The sequence below is a fragment of the Cobetia crustatorum genome (assembly GCF_000591415.1).
Lineage (GTDB): Bacteria > Pseudomonadota > Gammaproteobacteria > Pseudomonadales > Halomonadaceae > Cobetia > Cobetia crustatorum.
Window position 1 is genome coordinate 62,079 of sequence record NZ_JEMF01000003.1, and the last position, 15,161, is coordinate 77,239.

Here is a 15,161-nt window from a genome sequence, read left to right on the forward strand (position 1 = left end):
ATTCGGCGCTCAACAGGAACAAAGCCATGGACCACCCAAGGCAGATTGCTTTCGGTATGGATACTGACGTGAGACGAGGTGCGCGATGCTGAATATTCTTGTCGTGCGCGAAATGCGTGCACTCGACGGTGCAGTGGATGTTCTGGCGCGCGGCGAGTGTCGCGTCGCGTTGGACCCGATCACTGCTGGCAAGCTGGCGCGCCATCTGGATCGCGAGTTGAAAGACGACAGCGCCACTCTCGTGCACGTCGAAAGTGGCGCAGGACGTCATGCTCACTTCGAGGATGACGCCTATTCCGCACAGCCCGGTGTGGCGGTGGTTGCCGAGGATGATATCGCTGCCGCACGCGCTGCAGCCGACCTCGTGTTGTGCGTGCGCGCGCCGTCAGAGGCACAGATCGCCGAGTTTCGTGAGGGTGCGGTCATCGTGGCTCTGATGACGCCGTATCAGAACCCGCAGCTGATCACTACGTTAGCGACTCAGGGATTGACCAGCCTGTGCATGGAGTTCGTGCCGCGTATCTCACGTGCCCAGAGTATGGATGCACTCTCCTCCCAGGCTGCCGTCGCCGGTTATCACGCCGCGTTGCTGGCCGCCAACGAGTCCTCCGTGTTTTTCCCGATGTTGACCACCGCTGCCGGTACCGTGCGTCCGGCGCGTGTCATCGTCGTCGGCGCGGGGGTGGCCGGGTTGCAGGCTATCGCGACAGCCAAGCGTCTCGGTGCACAGGTGTGGGCGTATGACATCCGTGCCGCCGCACGTGAGCAGGTCGAGTCACTCGGTGCGCGCATGATTGATACCGGCGTTGATGCCTCTGGTGAAGGTGGCTATGCCCGCGAGCTGACCGATGATGAGCGTGCTCAGCAGGCAGAAGCCTTGGCGCGTCACATGAGCGATGCGCACGTGGTGATCTCCACCGCTGCCATTCCAGGTCGTCCTTCGCCGCGTATCATCAGCCGCGAGATGGTCGAAGGCATGCAGCCTGGTGCCGTATTGGTCGATCTGGCCGCGGAAGGTGGCGGTAACTGTGAGATGACTCGCCCCGGCGAGCGCGTCGAGCATGGCGGCGTGACAGTGCTGGGCCCGCTGGACATGGCCTCCAGCCTGTCCGTCAACGCCAGTGAAATGTACGCCAAGAACCTTTTCAATCTGCTGACTCCCTTCATGAAAGATGGCGAGCTTGTGCTTGATTTCGAAGATGCAGTGCTTGGCCCGATGCGTCTGACCGAAGGTGGTCGCATCACTCACGATGACGTGCGCGCTCGCGCGGAGGACGCCTCATGATCGAAGGACTTTCTGCCGTCTATATCCTGATGCTGGCGGCCTTCGTCGGCTACGAGGTCATCTCGCGCGTGCCTGTCATCCTGCACACGCCACTGATGTCCGGTTCCAACTTCATTCACGGCATCGTGCTGGTCGGGGCAATGATCGCACTGGGTCAGGCCGAGACCGGCATGCAGCAGTTCATCGGCTTCATCGCCGTACTGCTGGGGGCAGGCAATGCGGTAGGTGGCTACGTCGTCACCGAACGTATGCTGGAAATGTTCAAGGCCAGTGACCGCAACAAGGGTACTGGCGCTGCCAATGGCATCAACGACAAGGAGGCTCGCTGATGAACTGGCTGGTCGAAACAGGATATTTTGCGGCGGCGGTGGTCTTCATCCTCGGCCTCAAGCGCATGTCGCACCCCACCACGGCGCGCAGTGGTATTCATTGGGCGGGTATCGCGATGGTCGTGGCCACGCTACTGACCTTCCTGCATCCGCAGATTGACGGGCGTTATGGCCTGATGCTGCTGGCGATCGTCATCGGCGGTGGTATCGCCTGGTACTCCGGCAAGAAGGTCGCGATGACCGACATGCCGCAGATGATCGCCATCTACAACGGTATGGGTGGCGGCGCGGCGGCGGCCATCGCTGCGGTCGAGCTGATGCGCATGAGCGACAATCCGGCGCTGATCGAGCAGCACGGCTCGCTGGCATTGTGGCTGGGCGTACTGGGCGCGATGATCGGTGCCATCGCTTTCTCGGGCTCCATCGTGGCCTGGGCCAAGCTGGATGGGCGTATCAAGAAGGCGATGCACTTCCCGAGCCAGCAGCTGATCAACATGATCGTGTTGGCTCTGACGGTCTATCTGGGCGTGGTAATTGCCGCTGTTGAACCGTCCAGCTCACTGGTGCTGGTGTTCTTCGGGTTGGCACTATTGTTCGGTGTACTGTTGGCATTGCCCATCGGTGGCGCGGACATGCCGGTGATCATCTCGCTATTCAATGCGCTGACGGGCCTTGCGGTCGCGATGGAAGGCTTCGTGCTCGGCAATGCCGCGATGATCATCGCCGGTACTGTGGTTGGTGCCGCTGGTACCCTGTTGACGCAGCTGATGGCGAAGGCGATGAATCGCCCGATCCGCAATGTGCTGTTCAAGCAGTTCGGTGGTGCGAGCAGTGGCGAGCAGAGCGAGATCGAAGGCAGCATGAAGGCGTCTGATCCGATGGATGCTGCCGTTCAGCTGGCCTTTGCCGAACGCGTCATTATCGTGCCGGGCTATGGTCTGGCAGTGGCGCAGGCACAGCACAAGGTGTGGGAAATGGTCGAGCTGCTGGGTGAGCGTGGCGTGGAAGTGCGCTTCGCGATTCATCCGGTCGCCGGTCGCATGCCGGGCCACATGAACGTGTTGCTGGCCGAAGCCGGTGTGCCGTACGACATGATCGCCGATCTGGACGAGATCAATAATGATTTCGAGACCACTGACGTGACGCTGGTCATCGGGGCCAACGACGTGGTCAATCCGGTCGCCAAGAGTGACCCTGCAAGCCCGCTGTACGGCATGCCGATCCTGAATGTCGATCAGTCACGTAACGTGCTGGTGATCAAACGTGGACAGGGTGCTGGCTTCTCGGGCGTCGAGAACCACCTGTTCTATCTCGATCACACGCACATGGTCTACGGTGATGGCCAGAAAGTGGTCGGAGACATGATTACGGCGCTCAAGACGCTATAACGTATCGCTTTCTGCGCACGGTATGGCTCGCATATACCGTGATAGCGCCGGCAATCCTTGAGTTTCATTGACTCTGGGGTTGCCGGCGTTGTCGTTTCCGGGTCTTGTGCGCACTGGTGATGCTGATGTTCTCACGCCAACTGTGGGTACAATGGTGGCCAGTCACTTATCTGACCTGCCTCATTCATTTTTACGGTTACACAGGGAGTCTTCATGTCTGCTTCTTCATCTACTCCTCGTCGAGCCATCCGCGATCGTGAGATTCGTGAAGTGCCACCTCAGGCCGCCGGCCTTGGCGTGTGCGTGCTAGGCGGCGGTAGCTTCGGTACTGCCATTGCCTCGATTGCTGCCGATAATGGTGCTGCCGTGACCCAGTGGATGCGTGACGCCACTCAGGCGCACGAGGTCAATACCGAGCACCGAAACTCAGGCTATCTGCCAGATTTCGCGATCAACCCTGGCGTGAGGGCCACGACGGACATGGCCGATGCGTTGGCTGAGGCTGAACTGGTGTGTGTGGCCATCCCCTCCAAGGCCTTCCGTGCGGTCGTACGTCAAGCGCGAGAACACCTGCGTGAGGGGCAGATCCTGATTGCGACCACCAAGGGCATCGAAAGCGAAGGCTTCACGTTGATGAGTGAGGTGCTGGAGGAAGAAACCGGCTTTACGCACATTGGTGTGCTGTCTGGCCCCAATCTGGCTGCCGAGATCGCTCAGCGCCAACTGACCGCGACGGTGGTTGCCTCGGACGATGCCTACACGCGCGCGCGCGTGCAGACCGCTTTCGGCTGCGACTATTTCCGTGTATACGCCAGTAATGATCGCTACGGCGTTGAGCTGGGCGGCGCACTCAAGAATATCTATGCCATTGCCGCCGGCATGGCTGCAGCGCTGGGCATGGGTGAGAACACGCGCGCGATGCTGATGACGCGTGCGCTGGCCGAGATGAGTCGCTTTGCGGTCGCCAAGGGTGCCAATCCGATGACCTTTCTCGGTCTGGCCGGCGTGGGCGACCTGATCGTCACCTGTTCGTCACCGCTGTCACGTAATTATCGGGTTGGCTTTGCGCTAGGTGAGGGGCGCACGCTGGAGCAGGCAGTCGAGGTGTTGGGGCAGGTCGCCGAGGGTGTCAATACGGTACGTCTGGTGCAGGAAGAGTCCAAGCGCCTCGGTATCTATATGCCACTGGTCAGTGGTATGGCGCAGGTGCTGTTCGAGGGCATTGATCCGCATCACATGGCGCGCGCACTGATGGGAAGCGAGCAATCCAGTGATGTAGAGTTCGTGCTGTCTCGCGAATCAGTGCAGCAGGCGCGCCATTTGGAACCTGATGCATCCTGAACACTCTGACTTGATAGACCTGAAGAGATAGACCTGAAGAGATAGACCTGAAGAGATAGACCTGAAGAGATAGGCCCGAGCAGGTCCGTGACACAAGAATTCATGGTATGAGTCGGTATCTGTGTATCGATATCGAGAGTCACCATCCAGTAGCACTCCATCTGCTGGGTGAGGTGATATTCATCGACTCGGCACTGATTTGATATAGGCAGCATGCAGATAGTGTCGGGTATTTACTGTTAAGGGGAAGGTTATGAGTGTACTTATCATGCGTCATGGCGAGGCTCGAGCCGGCTCGCCAGATGCCAGTCGTGAATTGAGTGAATATGGGCGTGAAGAAGCGCGGCGTATGGGGCAATGGCTTGCCCGTCAACTGCCTGCCGAGCGGCGCGCACGATTGACGCTGGTGGTTAGCCCATTTACTCGTGCCCAGCAGACGGCGCAAGAAATTGCCTCGGCGCTTCAGCTGGCTGGTGAGCAGCTGACGACGCTTGAGATCGTGACGCCGGATGATCCGCTCACGCCGGTGCTCGACTGGCTGCAGACTCATGTACCGCCCAGGTCTGAAATGCGCGAGCCTCGTGATTGGTTGATCATCAGTCATAATCCACTGGTCTCCAGCCTTGCCAGCGCGTTAGTGGATGGGGCTGGCAGCACACAGCTTGCATTTGCCACCGCCAGTCTGGCGTGGCTGGATGCGGATATCTGGGCAGCAGGACTTGCTGACCTCTACCAGTTCGTGAGCCCCGCCGAACTGAGCTGACCAGAGCGCTGGCAGATAATTTCTCGCGTATATCAACACGAAAGCCCCCGTCAGCTTGATGCTGGCGCTTTCGTGATTGGCCTGCTCTATCGGCAGGTGCTCAGCCGGTTTATCCGAGCAATGCGTTTATCAGAGCAGCCCGCTCAGCTTCAAGATGAAGATGCCTGCCGTGACCGTGACGGCAGCCATCAGCGTACTGATGGCGATGATATTGGCCGCGAGACGATCATTGCCACCCATCGCGCGCACCATCACGAAACTGGCCGCTGCGGTTGGCGAGGCGAAGTAGAAGAACAATACACCAAGCTCGGTACCCCGAAAGCCCATCAATACTGCCGCACCTGTGGCGATCAGTGGAACGCTGATCATCTTCATCAGGCTCGCCTGGAGAGATAGTGTGCGCCCCTCGCGTAACGAACGCATCGACAATGTACCGCCGATACAGATCAAGGCCAGTGGTAGTGTCATGCGCGCAAAATAGTCACCGGACGTCTCCAGCCACACCGGCAGCTGCCAGCCAAAGCCGGCGAAGGGCAGTGCGGCCAATACTGACAGAATCAATGGGTTGGTAATGATGCCGTGTGCGATGGCCCTCCAGCTGGTACGACCGTCTTCCAGGTAGCTGGATAGCACCACCACTGACAGGATGTTGTAGGACAGGATGACCACGCCCATCAGAATGCCGCCCATCGATAGACCCAGATCGCCATAGAGATTGGCCGCCAGCGCCAGCCCGACGATGCCGCAGTTGCCTCGAAATGCCCCTTGAACGATTACGCCTCGTTCGGCCCGTGGTATACGCCAGATCGCCCAACCCCATAGCAGCAGGAAGGTTATCAGCGTCGCGCAGGCAAAGAACACCAGCATGCTAGGACGCAAGGCGTGATCAAGATCAGCGCGCACGATGGAGAGAAAGACCAGCGCGGGCATGGTGCCCTTGAATACCAACGTGGAGGCGGTGCCAATGAAGGTGTCATCGATCCAGCCAATACGCTTGAGTGCGAGTCCCAGGAATACCATCGCGAACACCGGTACGGTGACGTTGAGGGTCGCAATGAACAACGCCAGCATCTCGTTCATGTCATACCCTCGTTTACGCCAGCCAGAAGCCAGTGAGAAGTGCTGCCGCGAGTAGCATCCAGAACAGACGATTGCGCAGACGAGTATCGCGCGGCGGCTTGGCTACTGGCGTGCTGGGTGTCGCGGCTTCATCAGCATGAGTGCTGTCATGTAACGGCTGGCTATGGTCGTTGGGGCTGTCGTTGGGACTGACACTGTCGCTGACATTATGCGGCTCGGGCATCGAGGGCTCCTGTATGGCGGGAGGGTAGGTCGCCGTGCCTCTCCATCTATCGGCTCACAGCATGCACATTTCACTGACCAGTGTCGGGCATATGGCAATGACGCACAGGAAAGACATCGGCTTGAAATTCATGCCAGCATATCAGGATTTTGCAGTGCAGCGGACCGTAACACCGGTGAGTGGCTTGGCGCGCGCAGGCTGTCCGCTTACCCTGTGCGCAGCCGGACAAGGTAAGCGAGCGTTCGGTAGATGATTGGCTATATCAAAAACAAGGAGCGGGTATCTTGCAGGACCCACACGCGACACGCGTCTTACCTCTATCCAGTCCGCCACTGTTGACCTGCCGAGATCTTGGGCGCCAATTTGGCGAACACTCGGCAGTGTCGGGGCTTTCGTTTCAGGCCACGCGCGGCGAAGTGATTGGTTTGCTTGGCCCGAATGGTGCTGGCAAGACCACTAGTCTGCGTATGCTGGCGGGCACGCTCGCGGCTAGTCAAGGTGAGCTGACGCTGGATGGTGAAGCCTTTGATTCCCGCGCGAGTCAGCGTCAACTCAATCGGCTCAAGCGACGTATCGGCTATCTGCCTGAGGGCGCGCCGCTGTGGCCACAATTGACTGTGCGCGAGACGCTGGACTGTGTGGCAGGTCTGCATGGGTTATCACGCAAAATACGTAATGCTCGCCTTTCTGAGTTGATGGGGCGCCTGGATATAGCGCCCTTTGCCAATCATTTATGCGCCGTGTTATCCAAAGGCTATCGGCGCCGTCTGGCACTAGCAATGGCGCTGATCCATGATCCCGATATATTGCTGCTGGATGAGCCGACCGATGGACTGGATCCTCTGCAGAAGGACAGCGTGCGTGCTTTTATTCGTGAGCTGGGTCGTGAGCGCTTGATCATTGTCTCGACTCACCTTCTGGAAGAGGTGCCGCGTATCTGTGATCGCGTGCTGGTGATGGCCAGTGGCCGACTGGGATTTGATGACACCCCCGCGGCACTGGCGGCTATGTCACTTGATGAAGGAATACTGGGAGGCAGTCGAAGCGGTTATGGCGCGAGCTTCGGCGCCACTTCCAGTTTGCCGGTATGGCGCCTCACATTGGGCCGCGCGCTGAATGATCGTGAGCTTGCCAGTGCGTCGCGCCTGTCCGGTGTTGCCGCGATTACTCCACTGACACAGATGTCTGCATCGTCAGCCGGCGCTTTGGCGAACGCCCAGGCTGATGTTCAGGATTGCACTCTGCGGCTGACGGGGCGCGCCGGCCAGGACCCACGACCGGCTCTCGCACGTTGGTGTGGCCAGATGGGCATCATGTTTGAGGAATGTGTGCGTGAGCGCGGTGATATCGAGACAGCTTTCCGCCTGTTGGTAATGCGCATGGCGCGTGAACAAGGGCAAAGGCAGGGGCAGAATCATGGGCAGCTGCGTGAGAGGACTAGTCATCAGGTTCGTGATCACGGGCAGGGGGACTCGCCATGAGCGCCATACTTGGCTTGGTCCGTCGTGATTTGCATCAGGCCCTGACTCAGGGGGCCAGCTGGGCGCTGCTGGTAGTACTGGCGGTACTGGCCCCGCTGGGAGCGTTTGAACTGGGTGATCTACTGGCGCGCGACCGCGCTGATCTGGGGGCGCTGTGGCAGGTACTGCCGTGGCTGCTAGTGCTGTGGACTCCGCTATTGGCACTGCGCGGCTGGCCGGAAGAGCGTGCCAGCGGTTTGCTGGAATGGCTCTCTGGACTAGGGCTTGGGCCATGGCGGTTAGCCATTGCGCGCCTGATCAGTGCCAGTGTGCTTGGCTGGCTAGGCCTGCTGATGACAGTGCCACTACTGGCGCTGATTGGGTGGCTCGGGACACCGGATATCGGCTTGCTAGCCAGTGGCTACCTTGGTATGGCGTTACTGGTGCTGGCACTGGCCAGTCTCGGGCAAGCGTTGGCAGTGCGAGCACCGTCGGCGCTGTCGGCTTGGCTGGGCGCGCTGGTGCTGGGATTGGTACTCATGCTGCCCGGCACGCCAGCAGTGACTCGCCAGCTGGCACAGCACCTGGCTCCGCACTGGGTGCAGCTGCTGGATTTGATCAGTCTGCCGGCTCACCTGACGCCCTTTAGTGAAGGTCGCCCTGCGCTGATCGATGCTGGCTACTTTGTACTGCTGGCTGTTGCCGGCCTGATATTGCAGGCGCGTGGTCTCAAGCAGGAACGCCACGCTAGCGGTCGCGCGCCACAGTGGCTGGCGACGTTTGCCGTGGCGTTCGGCATGATGGCGATTCTGCTGGCATGCCAACGACTTCCGACCATGTTCACGCCGAATGGGCAGAACCCTCTGAGCGCCGCTCATGATCTGACCGAGACTCGCCAACACAGCTTGAGTCCTGCTAGTCATCTGTTGCTGTCACGGCTCGATGCGCCTGTCACATTGACCTTTGCCTACAGCGAGCGCTTTGCTGCCGACTTGCCACAGCTACGTGAACTGGCAACGCGTATCGAGACACGCTTGGCCGCTTTCGGGCGTCAGCCACAGGTGCGTCTGCGTCGTCTTGACCCTGAGCCGGACAGTGACGGTTTTGCAGACCTTGAAGCGCAAGGGTTGACGGCGTTGTCACTGCCGGGCGGTGAGCGAATGCTGTTCGGTCTGATGGTGGATGGCCCTTATGCTGAGCGTCGTGCCATTGCGCTGCTCAAGGCGGCCGATATCAATGGGCTCGAAGCCCATGTTGCACGCTTGATTCAGGAAGTCTCGCGAACACAGCCACCACGTTTGGGGGTGCTCTCCAGCCTGCCAGTGATGGGGCAGCCCAGCCTTGAGCAAGGACGGGCGCTGGGTAGCTGGGGGTTGATGGATCACCTCAATGCCCGCCTGCGTATCGACTGGTTATCTGGCGGCGATGACCCCGCGCGGCCTATCAAACATCAGGATGCACTGTTGGTGATCGCACCACGCTTGCTGCCGGCCGCCACGCTTGAGGCGATCAGCGGCTATCTGGATCGCGGCGGACGCGTACTGATGCTGCTTGATCCGCTCCCTGAGATGCTCGATCAACCAGCACCTGCTTCGCAAGCGCTCAAAACGCTGTTGGCGCGTGCAGGCGTGCGCTCGGAAGCTGGTCAGGTCGTGGCGGATTCGCAGCTGGCACTGCCGATTGGTTTGATGGATGGCACTCGAGCATCGAGCCCAACTCTCCTGAATGTGGGGGCGGGACAGCTTTCCGATGCCGCGCTCAACCTGAATGTCGATCAGCTGGTGATGTCGAGTGCTGGCTGGCTGTCGCCGCTCGCATCTACTGCAAAGGCCACCCAGGAGACTCAGCCGTCAGCCCCCTTGCAATGGCTGATTCGTGGCACTGACAGTACGCGCTTGCTGCCAGCTGAGCGTGTGTATACCAGCCGCATGGACCCACGCCCGCTATCTGGATTGACAGGAGAGAGTGCTGGTGAGGGTGGTCTCGCAGTTCTCGCACGCTGGCCAGATGCCACGCTACCAGCGCACAAGGCCACGGCTCAGGAGTTGGACAAGGCCGCCACTGGCGGGCAGTTGCTGATAGTCAGTGATGTGGACATGGCCAGTGACCGCCTATGGCGACGCGAGGCAGCCGATGGCAGTGAACGCGCATTGAATGCCAATGCTCGCTGGCTGGAAAATGCGATTGACCTGCTCGCCGGTAGTCCTGAGCTGGTAGCGCTACGCGCACGGGCCCATCAGGTACGTGAGCTGACGCGCTTGCACACCTTGGCAGACCGTCAGTCCGCGGCTGAAACACAATTGCGTAACGATTGGCAGGCGCGGTTGAGCGCTCGTGGGGCGGAACCTGCTGAGGGTAAGGCTGCCGTTGCAGAAAAGCGCGATGCACTCGATGAGATGCAGAGAGTCTTTGATGCCGAGCTCTCACGACAGCAACGTCAAGCGACCGCCGAACGCGATATTTTCTATCGTGAATTACGCCTGTGGACACTGCTGGCGCTGCCGCTGGTATTGAGTGTGCTAGGAGGATTGATCTGCTGGCGCCGCAAGCGTCTTGGTCGTCATCAGCCCAGTACTCAATATTCCATTCCCGGTCGCGGAGGTGATGCATGAGCGGCTTCAATCGATGGGGCTGGTCGTTGGCAGCAGTGGCATCACTGCTGACGGCTGGCGTACTGACGCTTGGGCCACGGGCGTTGGGCATGGATGAATGGCAGGCGTTACTGGTCCGCGAAGATGAGGGGCTTTCTGAAAGTACTGTCGATACGTCGCCCAATAGCGCATTAGGTACGCTGCCGTTGATTTCACGCATTACGCGCCAGGCCCGCGAAATCCGGATTGAGCATGCTGATAGTCACACGCAAAGCCAAGGACAGGGGCAGGATCAACACCTGCGTCAGCCAGCCTGGTTGAGCTTGTCACATGATGCGCAGGGGCATTGGAAGATCACCTCTTTGGCTGATTGGCCAGCACGTCAAGACAAGGTGACGGCACTGCTTGGTGCGCTAGCCGAAGCGCAGCTGCGTGAACGTAAGCCGAGCACTGACAAAACATTGGCGGCGCTCGGCCTCAATGACAGTGCACCGATATTGACGGTGGCCAGCGCCAGCGGTGAGATACGTTTGCAGCTGGGTGATAAACCCAATGCTGCTCCCGCCGCCCATAGCGCTGGTGCAGCAGAAGCACTGCCAGGTCGTTATGTTCGCTGGCTATCGTCAGAGGATGCGCCAGTGCTGGAGCTATCACGAGACATCGGGCTGCCAGATTGGCGTGGCGGCATGGCAACCTCACAGGTAATGGATCTGGCGACACTGCGTCCACTGGCCGTGAGTCGAATGGAAATCTCGATGGCAGCTCAGGCTGATATTGGCATGGCAGCGATGACACGTGGGCTTGCCCCGGATAGCGCTGCGGCTGATCACTTGGTGGCAGCACTATCACCGCTGAAACAGAACGATCTGCGCCTACGGTCTGGCAGCGACGATTGGCAAGCTGCTGTAACGCTCAGGCTGCACTGGCCACAGTTACAGGCCCACAGCCAGCAACAGCTGACCCTTGCCATTGAGGCGGGTAGCAAGCCTTGGGCACGTCTGACATTGGACGGTTCTGGCTGGCCGGTTCCGCTTGCCAAGCGGCTGGGAGCTGTCGAAATACAGGTCAATGGCGCACTGCGCGAGCAGTTGATCGCGCTAGTCGCAGTGGTAGAGCCACCAGCGCCACTCTCTGAGGTTGCCATTGCAGCTGCTCTTGGCGTTTCACCGCTATCCCTACTGCACCTACCAGCTCTTCTGTTGCCGACGCCATAATGATGAATGGTGAGTCGGGAGCGCTAAAAGGAGCAGTGAAAAGAGAGGAGTGAGGCTCAGAGAGCGGCGAAGGGAGCATAGCGTGCAAGCTGCAGCGCTGGCATGCTGCTGGAAAGAATTTAAACAACTGTTTGTTTCGGGGTGCAAGGTCTGGCACGGACACCCCCGTTGTGAGGAGAGCCAGCGATGACCACATTACCTGCTTCCGACCCAGTGACGATTGATCGGCTCACTCAACTTTCGGGTGCTGAGCGTCCGACCTTGGCCTTTGCGCATGCCAATGGCTTTACGGGCGCCTGCTATACCAGTCTGCTGGCTCCGCTGGCGGCACAGTTTGATCTGCTGCCGGTAGACCGACTGGCGCATGATCCGGCTTACCCGGTTGGGCGCAACCTGACAGCGCTGCGTGATGAGTGGCTGGCATGTCTCGACACTGCACTGGGGCCGGTGACTGCCAGCAGTCATCGCAAGGTGATCGGCGTCGGCCACTCGCTGGGCGGTGTGCTTAACTACATGGCTGCGCTCAAGCAGCCGGAGCGTTTTCACTGCGTCATCCTGCTCGATCCGCCATTGATGCTGGGCCGTGATGCGATGGGCCTCAAGATCGCCAAACGCTTCGGTTTCATTGATCGTGTCACACCAGCAGGCCGAACCCGTGGGCGCCGTGCCCGCTGGGATTCACGTCAGGCGATGCACGACTATCTACGTCGCCGCTCGCTATTTTCACGCTTCACCTCCGAGGCGCTGGATGACTACATTGATCACGCCACACATCGCCACGACGACGGTAGCCTGTCGTTGAGCTTCGATACTCGCCATGAGGTTGATATCTTCCGCCATCTGAGTGACCACCTGACAGGCTCGCCAGCACGCTTGGCAGTCCCGGCATTGATTCTGGCCGGCGAGCACTCTGATCTGTTAACTACGCCACGACAGACGCGTCTGCGCCGTGCAGGACTTGAGGTGCTCACCGTGCCAGGCGGGCACATGTATCCCTTCGAAAATCCTGAAGAGACGCGCGTGGCCTTGCTCGCCGCGATTGAGCAGCTGATACCGCAGGTGCTGGCATGAGTCCCTTGGCGTTGAATCTCGCCCGGCGTAGCAGCGGCACTATTGCAGCGCTGGAGTGGACTCCACCCACGCTCGCGCCTGCGAGGGGAGAGGTAGCAAGTCTCGCTCGTCCGCCGACCTGGTTGGCGCTACATGGCTGGCTGGATAATGCAGCCAGCTTCAGCCGTCTGGCACCATTGCTGTGCGCGCGGCTGGGTATTCGCATCGTCGCGATCGACATGGTGGGGCATGGCCATTCCAGTCCGCAGGGACCAGAGGGAGACTACGCCGTCTGGGATTACTGCCACGATGTGGTTGAGGCTCTGGATGCATTGCGTCTGGCGGGTATGGGAGAGGGCCGGTGACGGTGCTGGCCCATTCACTCGGCGCCGCAGTGGCAGGGCAAGTCGCGGCAGCGCTACCCGAGTACGTGAATCGGCTGGTGTTGATTGATGGCATCGGCGCACTGTCAGTGCCAGCGTCTGATGTCGTGTCTCAGCTACGCCGTGGCCTGTTGGCACGTAATGCCAGGCCAGTCAGTCGCACCACGCGCCGTGCTCACTACCAGAGCATTGATGATGCCGTGGCGGCACGTGTCGCAGGAGGGGTGACGCCGATTGATGCCGACACGGCACGACCTGTTGTCGAGCGCAATCTGGAAGCACTTGAGGACGGCGGTTGGCGGCTCAGAAGTGACCGCCGCCTACTACGCCCCTCGTTGATGCGCTATACCCCGGAGCAGGTGCTGGCGCTGCTGGCCTCTCTACAACAACCGGTACTCTTGGTGGAAGGTGAACAGGGAATTCTCAGAGAGTTGGCTGAGGCACAACAGGCGCGTGCTGCCGTCAATGGGCTCGAGCGTCGTGTGTTGCCGGGTGGCCATCATCTTCATCTGGAGCCAGCGCGTGTGGCAGCAGTTGCGGACAACATTATCGAGTGGGTTTCGCTCAGTTAAGGCACCATGGCGTCCTGCTGGATTCATTCTTTTTTTAACGATTTCATTTGATCACCAGGAGTCATGTCATGGCCAAGCGCAAGACAATCGCCCTGGCACTCGGTAGTGGTGGTGCTCGGGGTTATGCCCACATCGGTGTTATCGAAGAAGTGCTGGCGCGCGGCTACGACATACGCGCTATCTCTGGATGCTCGATGGGCGCGCTGGTCGGGGGTGTCTATGCCGCTGGTCAGCTCGATGCCTATCGTGATTGGGTGTGCGAGCTGGATTATTTTGATGTGCTGCGGCTGATAGATGTCACCTGGAGCCCGATGGGCGCCATTCGGGCCCGCCGTATCATGGATGAGCTGGAAGCCTTGATTGGTGATATCCGCATTGAGGATTTACCGATTGCGGTCACGACAGTGGCCACTGACCTGATTGCGCAGAAGGAAGTGTGGTTCCAGAGCGGCAACCTGCTTGAGGCGATTCGTGCCTCCATCGCCGTGCCGGGAGTGATCACGCCGGTGCAGCGTGATCGCAAGGTGCTAGTGGATGGTGGCTGATGAATCCGTTACCGATCACGCCGTTGGTCGCCGCGCATGTGGATCTGGTGCTGGCGGTGAACGCCACTGCGCATTCGCCGCGCAATCAGACGCTTGAGCAGATGCTGCCGCCGGCCGAGGCCGCTGAAGAAGAAGCGCGTGAAGCCGCGCTGGAAGCGCGTGGTGGTGGCTTCAATAGCTGGCTGAGCGGTATTCGTCGTAGTGCCGAGCGCATGTTCAGTGCTGAGAAAGACCAGGAGTCGGAAGAGAATTCTCCCACGCACGCCAGTCCGATTGGCGGGGTGCCGCTGCCTCCGGGGGGCGCTGCGCGTACGCAGCTTGATGCCATGCAGGCACCAGATGAGGCAGCAAGTCGCGCCACGGTCGCGGTACCTGCCGGTGAGACGCTTAACGATGCACTGCATAAAGCCGTCAGTGATGAGCGGACCAGCGCCCAGCGTGAAGCCTTTGAGAAGACTGCTGCAGAGGGGGGGGCGGCAAAGAGCTCGTCAGTCAAGAAGGCGATCTTTGAGCATCCGTGGAGTGCGCCAGCCGCCTCCAATGAGCTGCAAGTGAGGGATGAGCAGAATGGTGGCTTGCATCAAGCTGAGGAGAACGCACCAGAACTGGCCTGGGGCAAGCTTGACATGATGATGCGTTCTTTCGACATCACCCAAGCGACGCTGGCCAAATACAAGATTGCTGGTTATCCGCCAGACATCCTGGTCGAGATCCCCAAGACGGTCTGTGGTGCCTATGAGTTCCATCGTGCCGAGGGCCTGATCAAGCTGGGGAGGCATCTCGCTGCTGAAGCGTTGGATCGCTATGAGAAGGGCATGGACGGTTAGTGTGTTTCGTACCTGAAGAAGTAAAACAAAAAGACCCCGCCAATTGGCGGGGTCTTTTTGTTTCTGACACTTGGTTTGCGTCACTTTAGCGCGTAGTACGAAAGACGCTT

Annotated in this window: 15 protein-coding genes; 13 read left to right on the forward strand and 2 right to left on the reverse strand. The window is 59.7% G+C overall.

Going from position 1 to position 15,161, the window contains the following annotated elements; all coding sequences use genetic code 11:
• The first annotated feature begins 85 nt into the window (after nucleotides 1-85).
• The 5 genes from BF12_RS0100515 (at nucleotide 86) to sixA (ending at nucleotide 5,106) form a co-directional block, all read left to right on the forward strand.
• Complete coding sequence (locus BF12_RS0100515) at nucleotides 86-1,285, forward strand: NAD(P) transhydrogenase subunit alpha (protein ID WP_211242361.1); 1,200 nt, start codon at nucleotides 86-88, stop codon at nucleotides 1,283-1,285.
• Nucleotides 1,282-1,614 (forward strand): NAD(P) transhydrogenase subunit alpha part 2, encoded by a 333-nt coding sequence (locus BF12_RS0100520; protein WP_024950552.1) that lies wholly within the window; start codon nucleotides 1,282-1,284, stop codon nucleotides 1,612-1,614. Before BF12_RS0100515 ends, BF12_RS0100520 begins: the two co-directional genes overlap by 4 nt.
• On the forward strand, nucleotides 1,614-3,002 hold the full coding sequence (locus BF12_RS0100525) for an NAD(P)(+) transhydrogenase (Re/Si-specific) subunit beta (protein ID WP_024950553.1): 1,389 nt from the start codon (nucleotides 1,614-1,616) through the stop codon (nucleotides 3,000-3,002). The genes BF12_RS0100520 and BF12_RS0100525 overlap by 1 nt, the downstream gene beginning before the upstream one ends.
• 213 nt (nucleotides 3,003-3,215) lie before the next feature.
• The gene (locus BF12_RS0100530; protein WP_024950554.1) at nucleotides 3,216-4,343 is read left to right on the forward strand and encodes an NAD(P)H-dependent glycerol-3-phosphate dehydrogenase; all 1,128 of its coding nucleotides are present in this window, start codon (nucleotides 3,216-3,218) and stop codon (nucleotides 4,341-4,343) included.
• A gap of 253 nt (nucleotides 4,344-4,596) precedes the next feature.
• Entirely contained in the window at nucleotides 4,597-5,106 is a 510-nt protein-coding gene (gene sixA, locus BF12_RS0100540; RefSeq protein WP_024950555.1) for a phosphohistidine phosphatase SixA, read from the forward strand.
• Between the two features lie 129 nt (nucleotides 5,107-5,235).
• On the opposite strand, the gene BF12_RS0100545 is transcribed toward sixA, so the two are convergent.
• Both BF12_RS0100545 and BF12_RS0100550 read right to left on the reverse strand, forming a co-directional pair.
• Entirely contained in the window at nucleotides 5,236-6,186 is a 951-nt protein-coding gene (locus BF12_RS0100545; protein WP_024950556.1) for an AEC family transporter, read from the reverse strand.
• A 13-nt stretch (nucleotides 6,187-6,199) separates the two neighbouring features.
• Nucleotides 6,200-6,409 carry a hypothetical protein gene (locus tag BF12_RS0100550; RefSeq protein ID WP_024950557.1) on the reverse strand — a complete coding sequence of 70 codons (210 nt, stop codon included), beginning with the start codon at nucleotides 6,407-6,409 and terminating at the stop codon, nucleotides 6,200-6,202.
• A gap of 284 nt (nucleotides 6,410-6,693) precedes the next feature.
• On the opposite strand from BF12_RS0100550, the gene BF12_RS20960 reads away from it, so the two are divergent.
• The 8 genes from BF12_RS20960 (at nucleotide 6,694) to BF12_RS22550 (ending at nucleotide 15,051) form a co-directional block, all read left to right on the forward strand.
• Nucleotides 6,694-7,890, forward strand: a complete 1,197-nt coding sequence (locus tag BF12_RS20960) for an ABC transporter ATP-binding protein (protein ID WP_051510621.1) — start codon at nucleotides 6,694-6,696, stop codon at nucleotides 7,888-7,890.
• On the forward strand, nucleotides 7,887-10,481 hold the full coding sequence (locus BF12_RS0100560) for a GldG family protein (protein WP_024950559.1): 2,595 nt from the start codon (nucleotides 7,887-7,889) through the stop codon (nucleotides 10,479-10,481). Before BF12_RS20960 ends, BF12_RS0100560 begins: the two co-directional genes overlap by 4 nt.
• A complete protein-coding gene (locus tag BF12_RS0100565) occupies nucleotides 10,478-11,674 on the forward strand; it encodes a DUF4340 domain-containing protein (protein WP_024950560.1) in 1,197 nt (398 codons plus the stop codon). Before BF12_RS0100560 ends, BF12_RS0100565 begins: the two co-directional genes overlap by 4 nt.
• A 186-nt stretch (nucleotides 11,675-11,860) precedes the next feature.
• Nucleotides 11,861-12,745, forward strand: a complete 885-nt coding sequence (locus BF12_RS0100570; RefSeq protein ID WP_024950561.1) for an alpha/beta fold hydrolase — start codon at nucleotides 11,861-11,863, stop codon at nucleotides 12,743-12,745.
• Nucleotides 12,742-13,089 carry an alpha/beta fold hydrolase gene (locus tag BF12_RS23280; RefSeq protein WP_345917322.1) on the forward strand — a complete coding sequence of 116 codons (348 nt, stop codon included), beginning with the start codon at nucleotides 12,742-12,744 and terminating at the stop codon, nucleotides 13,087-13,089. The genes BF12_RS0100570 and BF12_RS23280 overlap by 4 nt, the downstream gene beginning before the upstream one ends.
• Nucleotides 13,086-13,679, forward strand: a complete 594-nt coding sequence (locus BF12_RS23285) for an alpha/beta fold hydrolase (RefSeq protein ID WP_345917323.1) — start codon at nucleotides 13,086-13,088, stop codon at nucleotides 13,677-13,679. The genes BF12_RS23280 and BF12_RS23285 overlap by 4 nt, the downstream gene beginning before the upstream one ends.
• Nucleotides 13,680-13,747: 68 nt before the next feature.
• Nucleotides 13,748-14,224, forward strand: a complete 477-nt coding sequence (locus BF12_RS18040; protein ID WP_051510622.1) for a patatin-like phospholipase family protein — start codon at nucleotides 13,748-13,750, stop codon at nucleotides 14,222-14,224.
• Nucleotides 14,224-15,051 (forward strand): hypothetical protein, encoded by an 828-nt coding sequence (locus tag BF12_RS22550; RefSeq protein WP_051510624.1) that lies wholly within the window; start codon nucleotides 14,224-14,226, stop codon nucleotides 15,049-15,051. The genes BF12_RS18040 and BF12_RS22550 overlap by 1 nt, the downstream gene beginning before the upstream one ends.
• Nucleotides 15,052-15,161 lie beyond the last annotated feature (110 nt).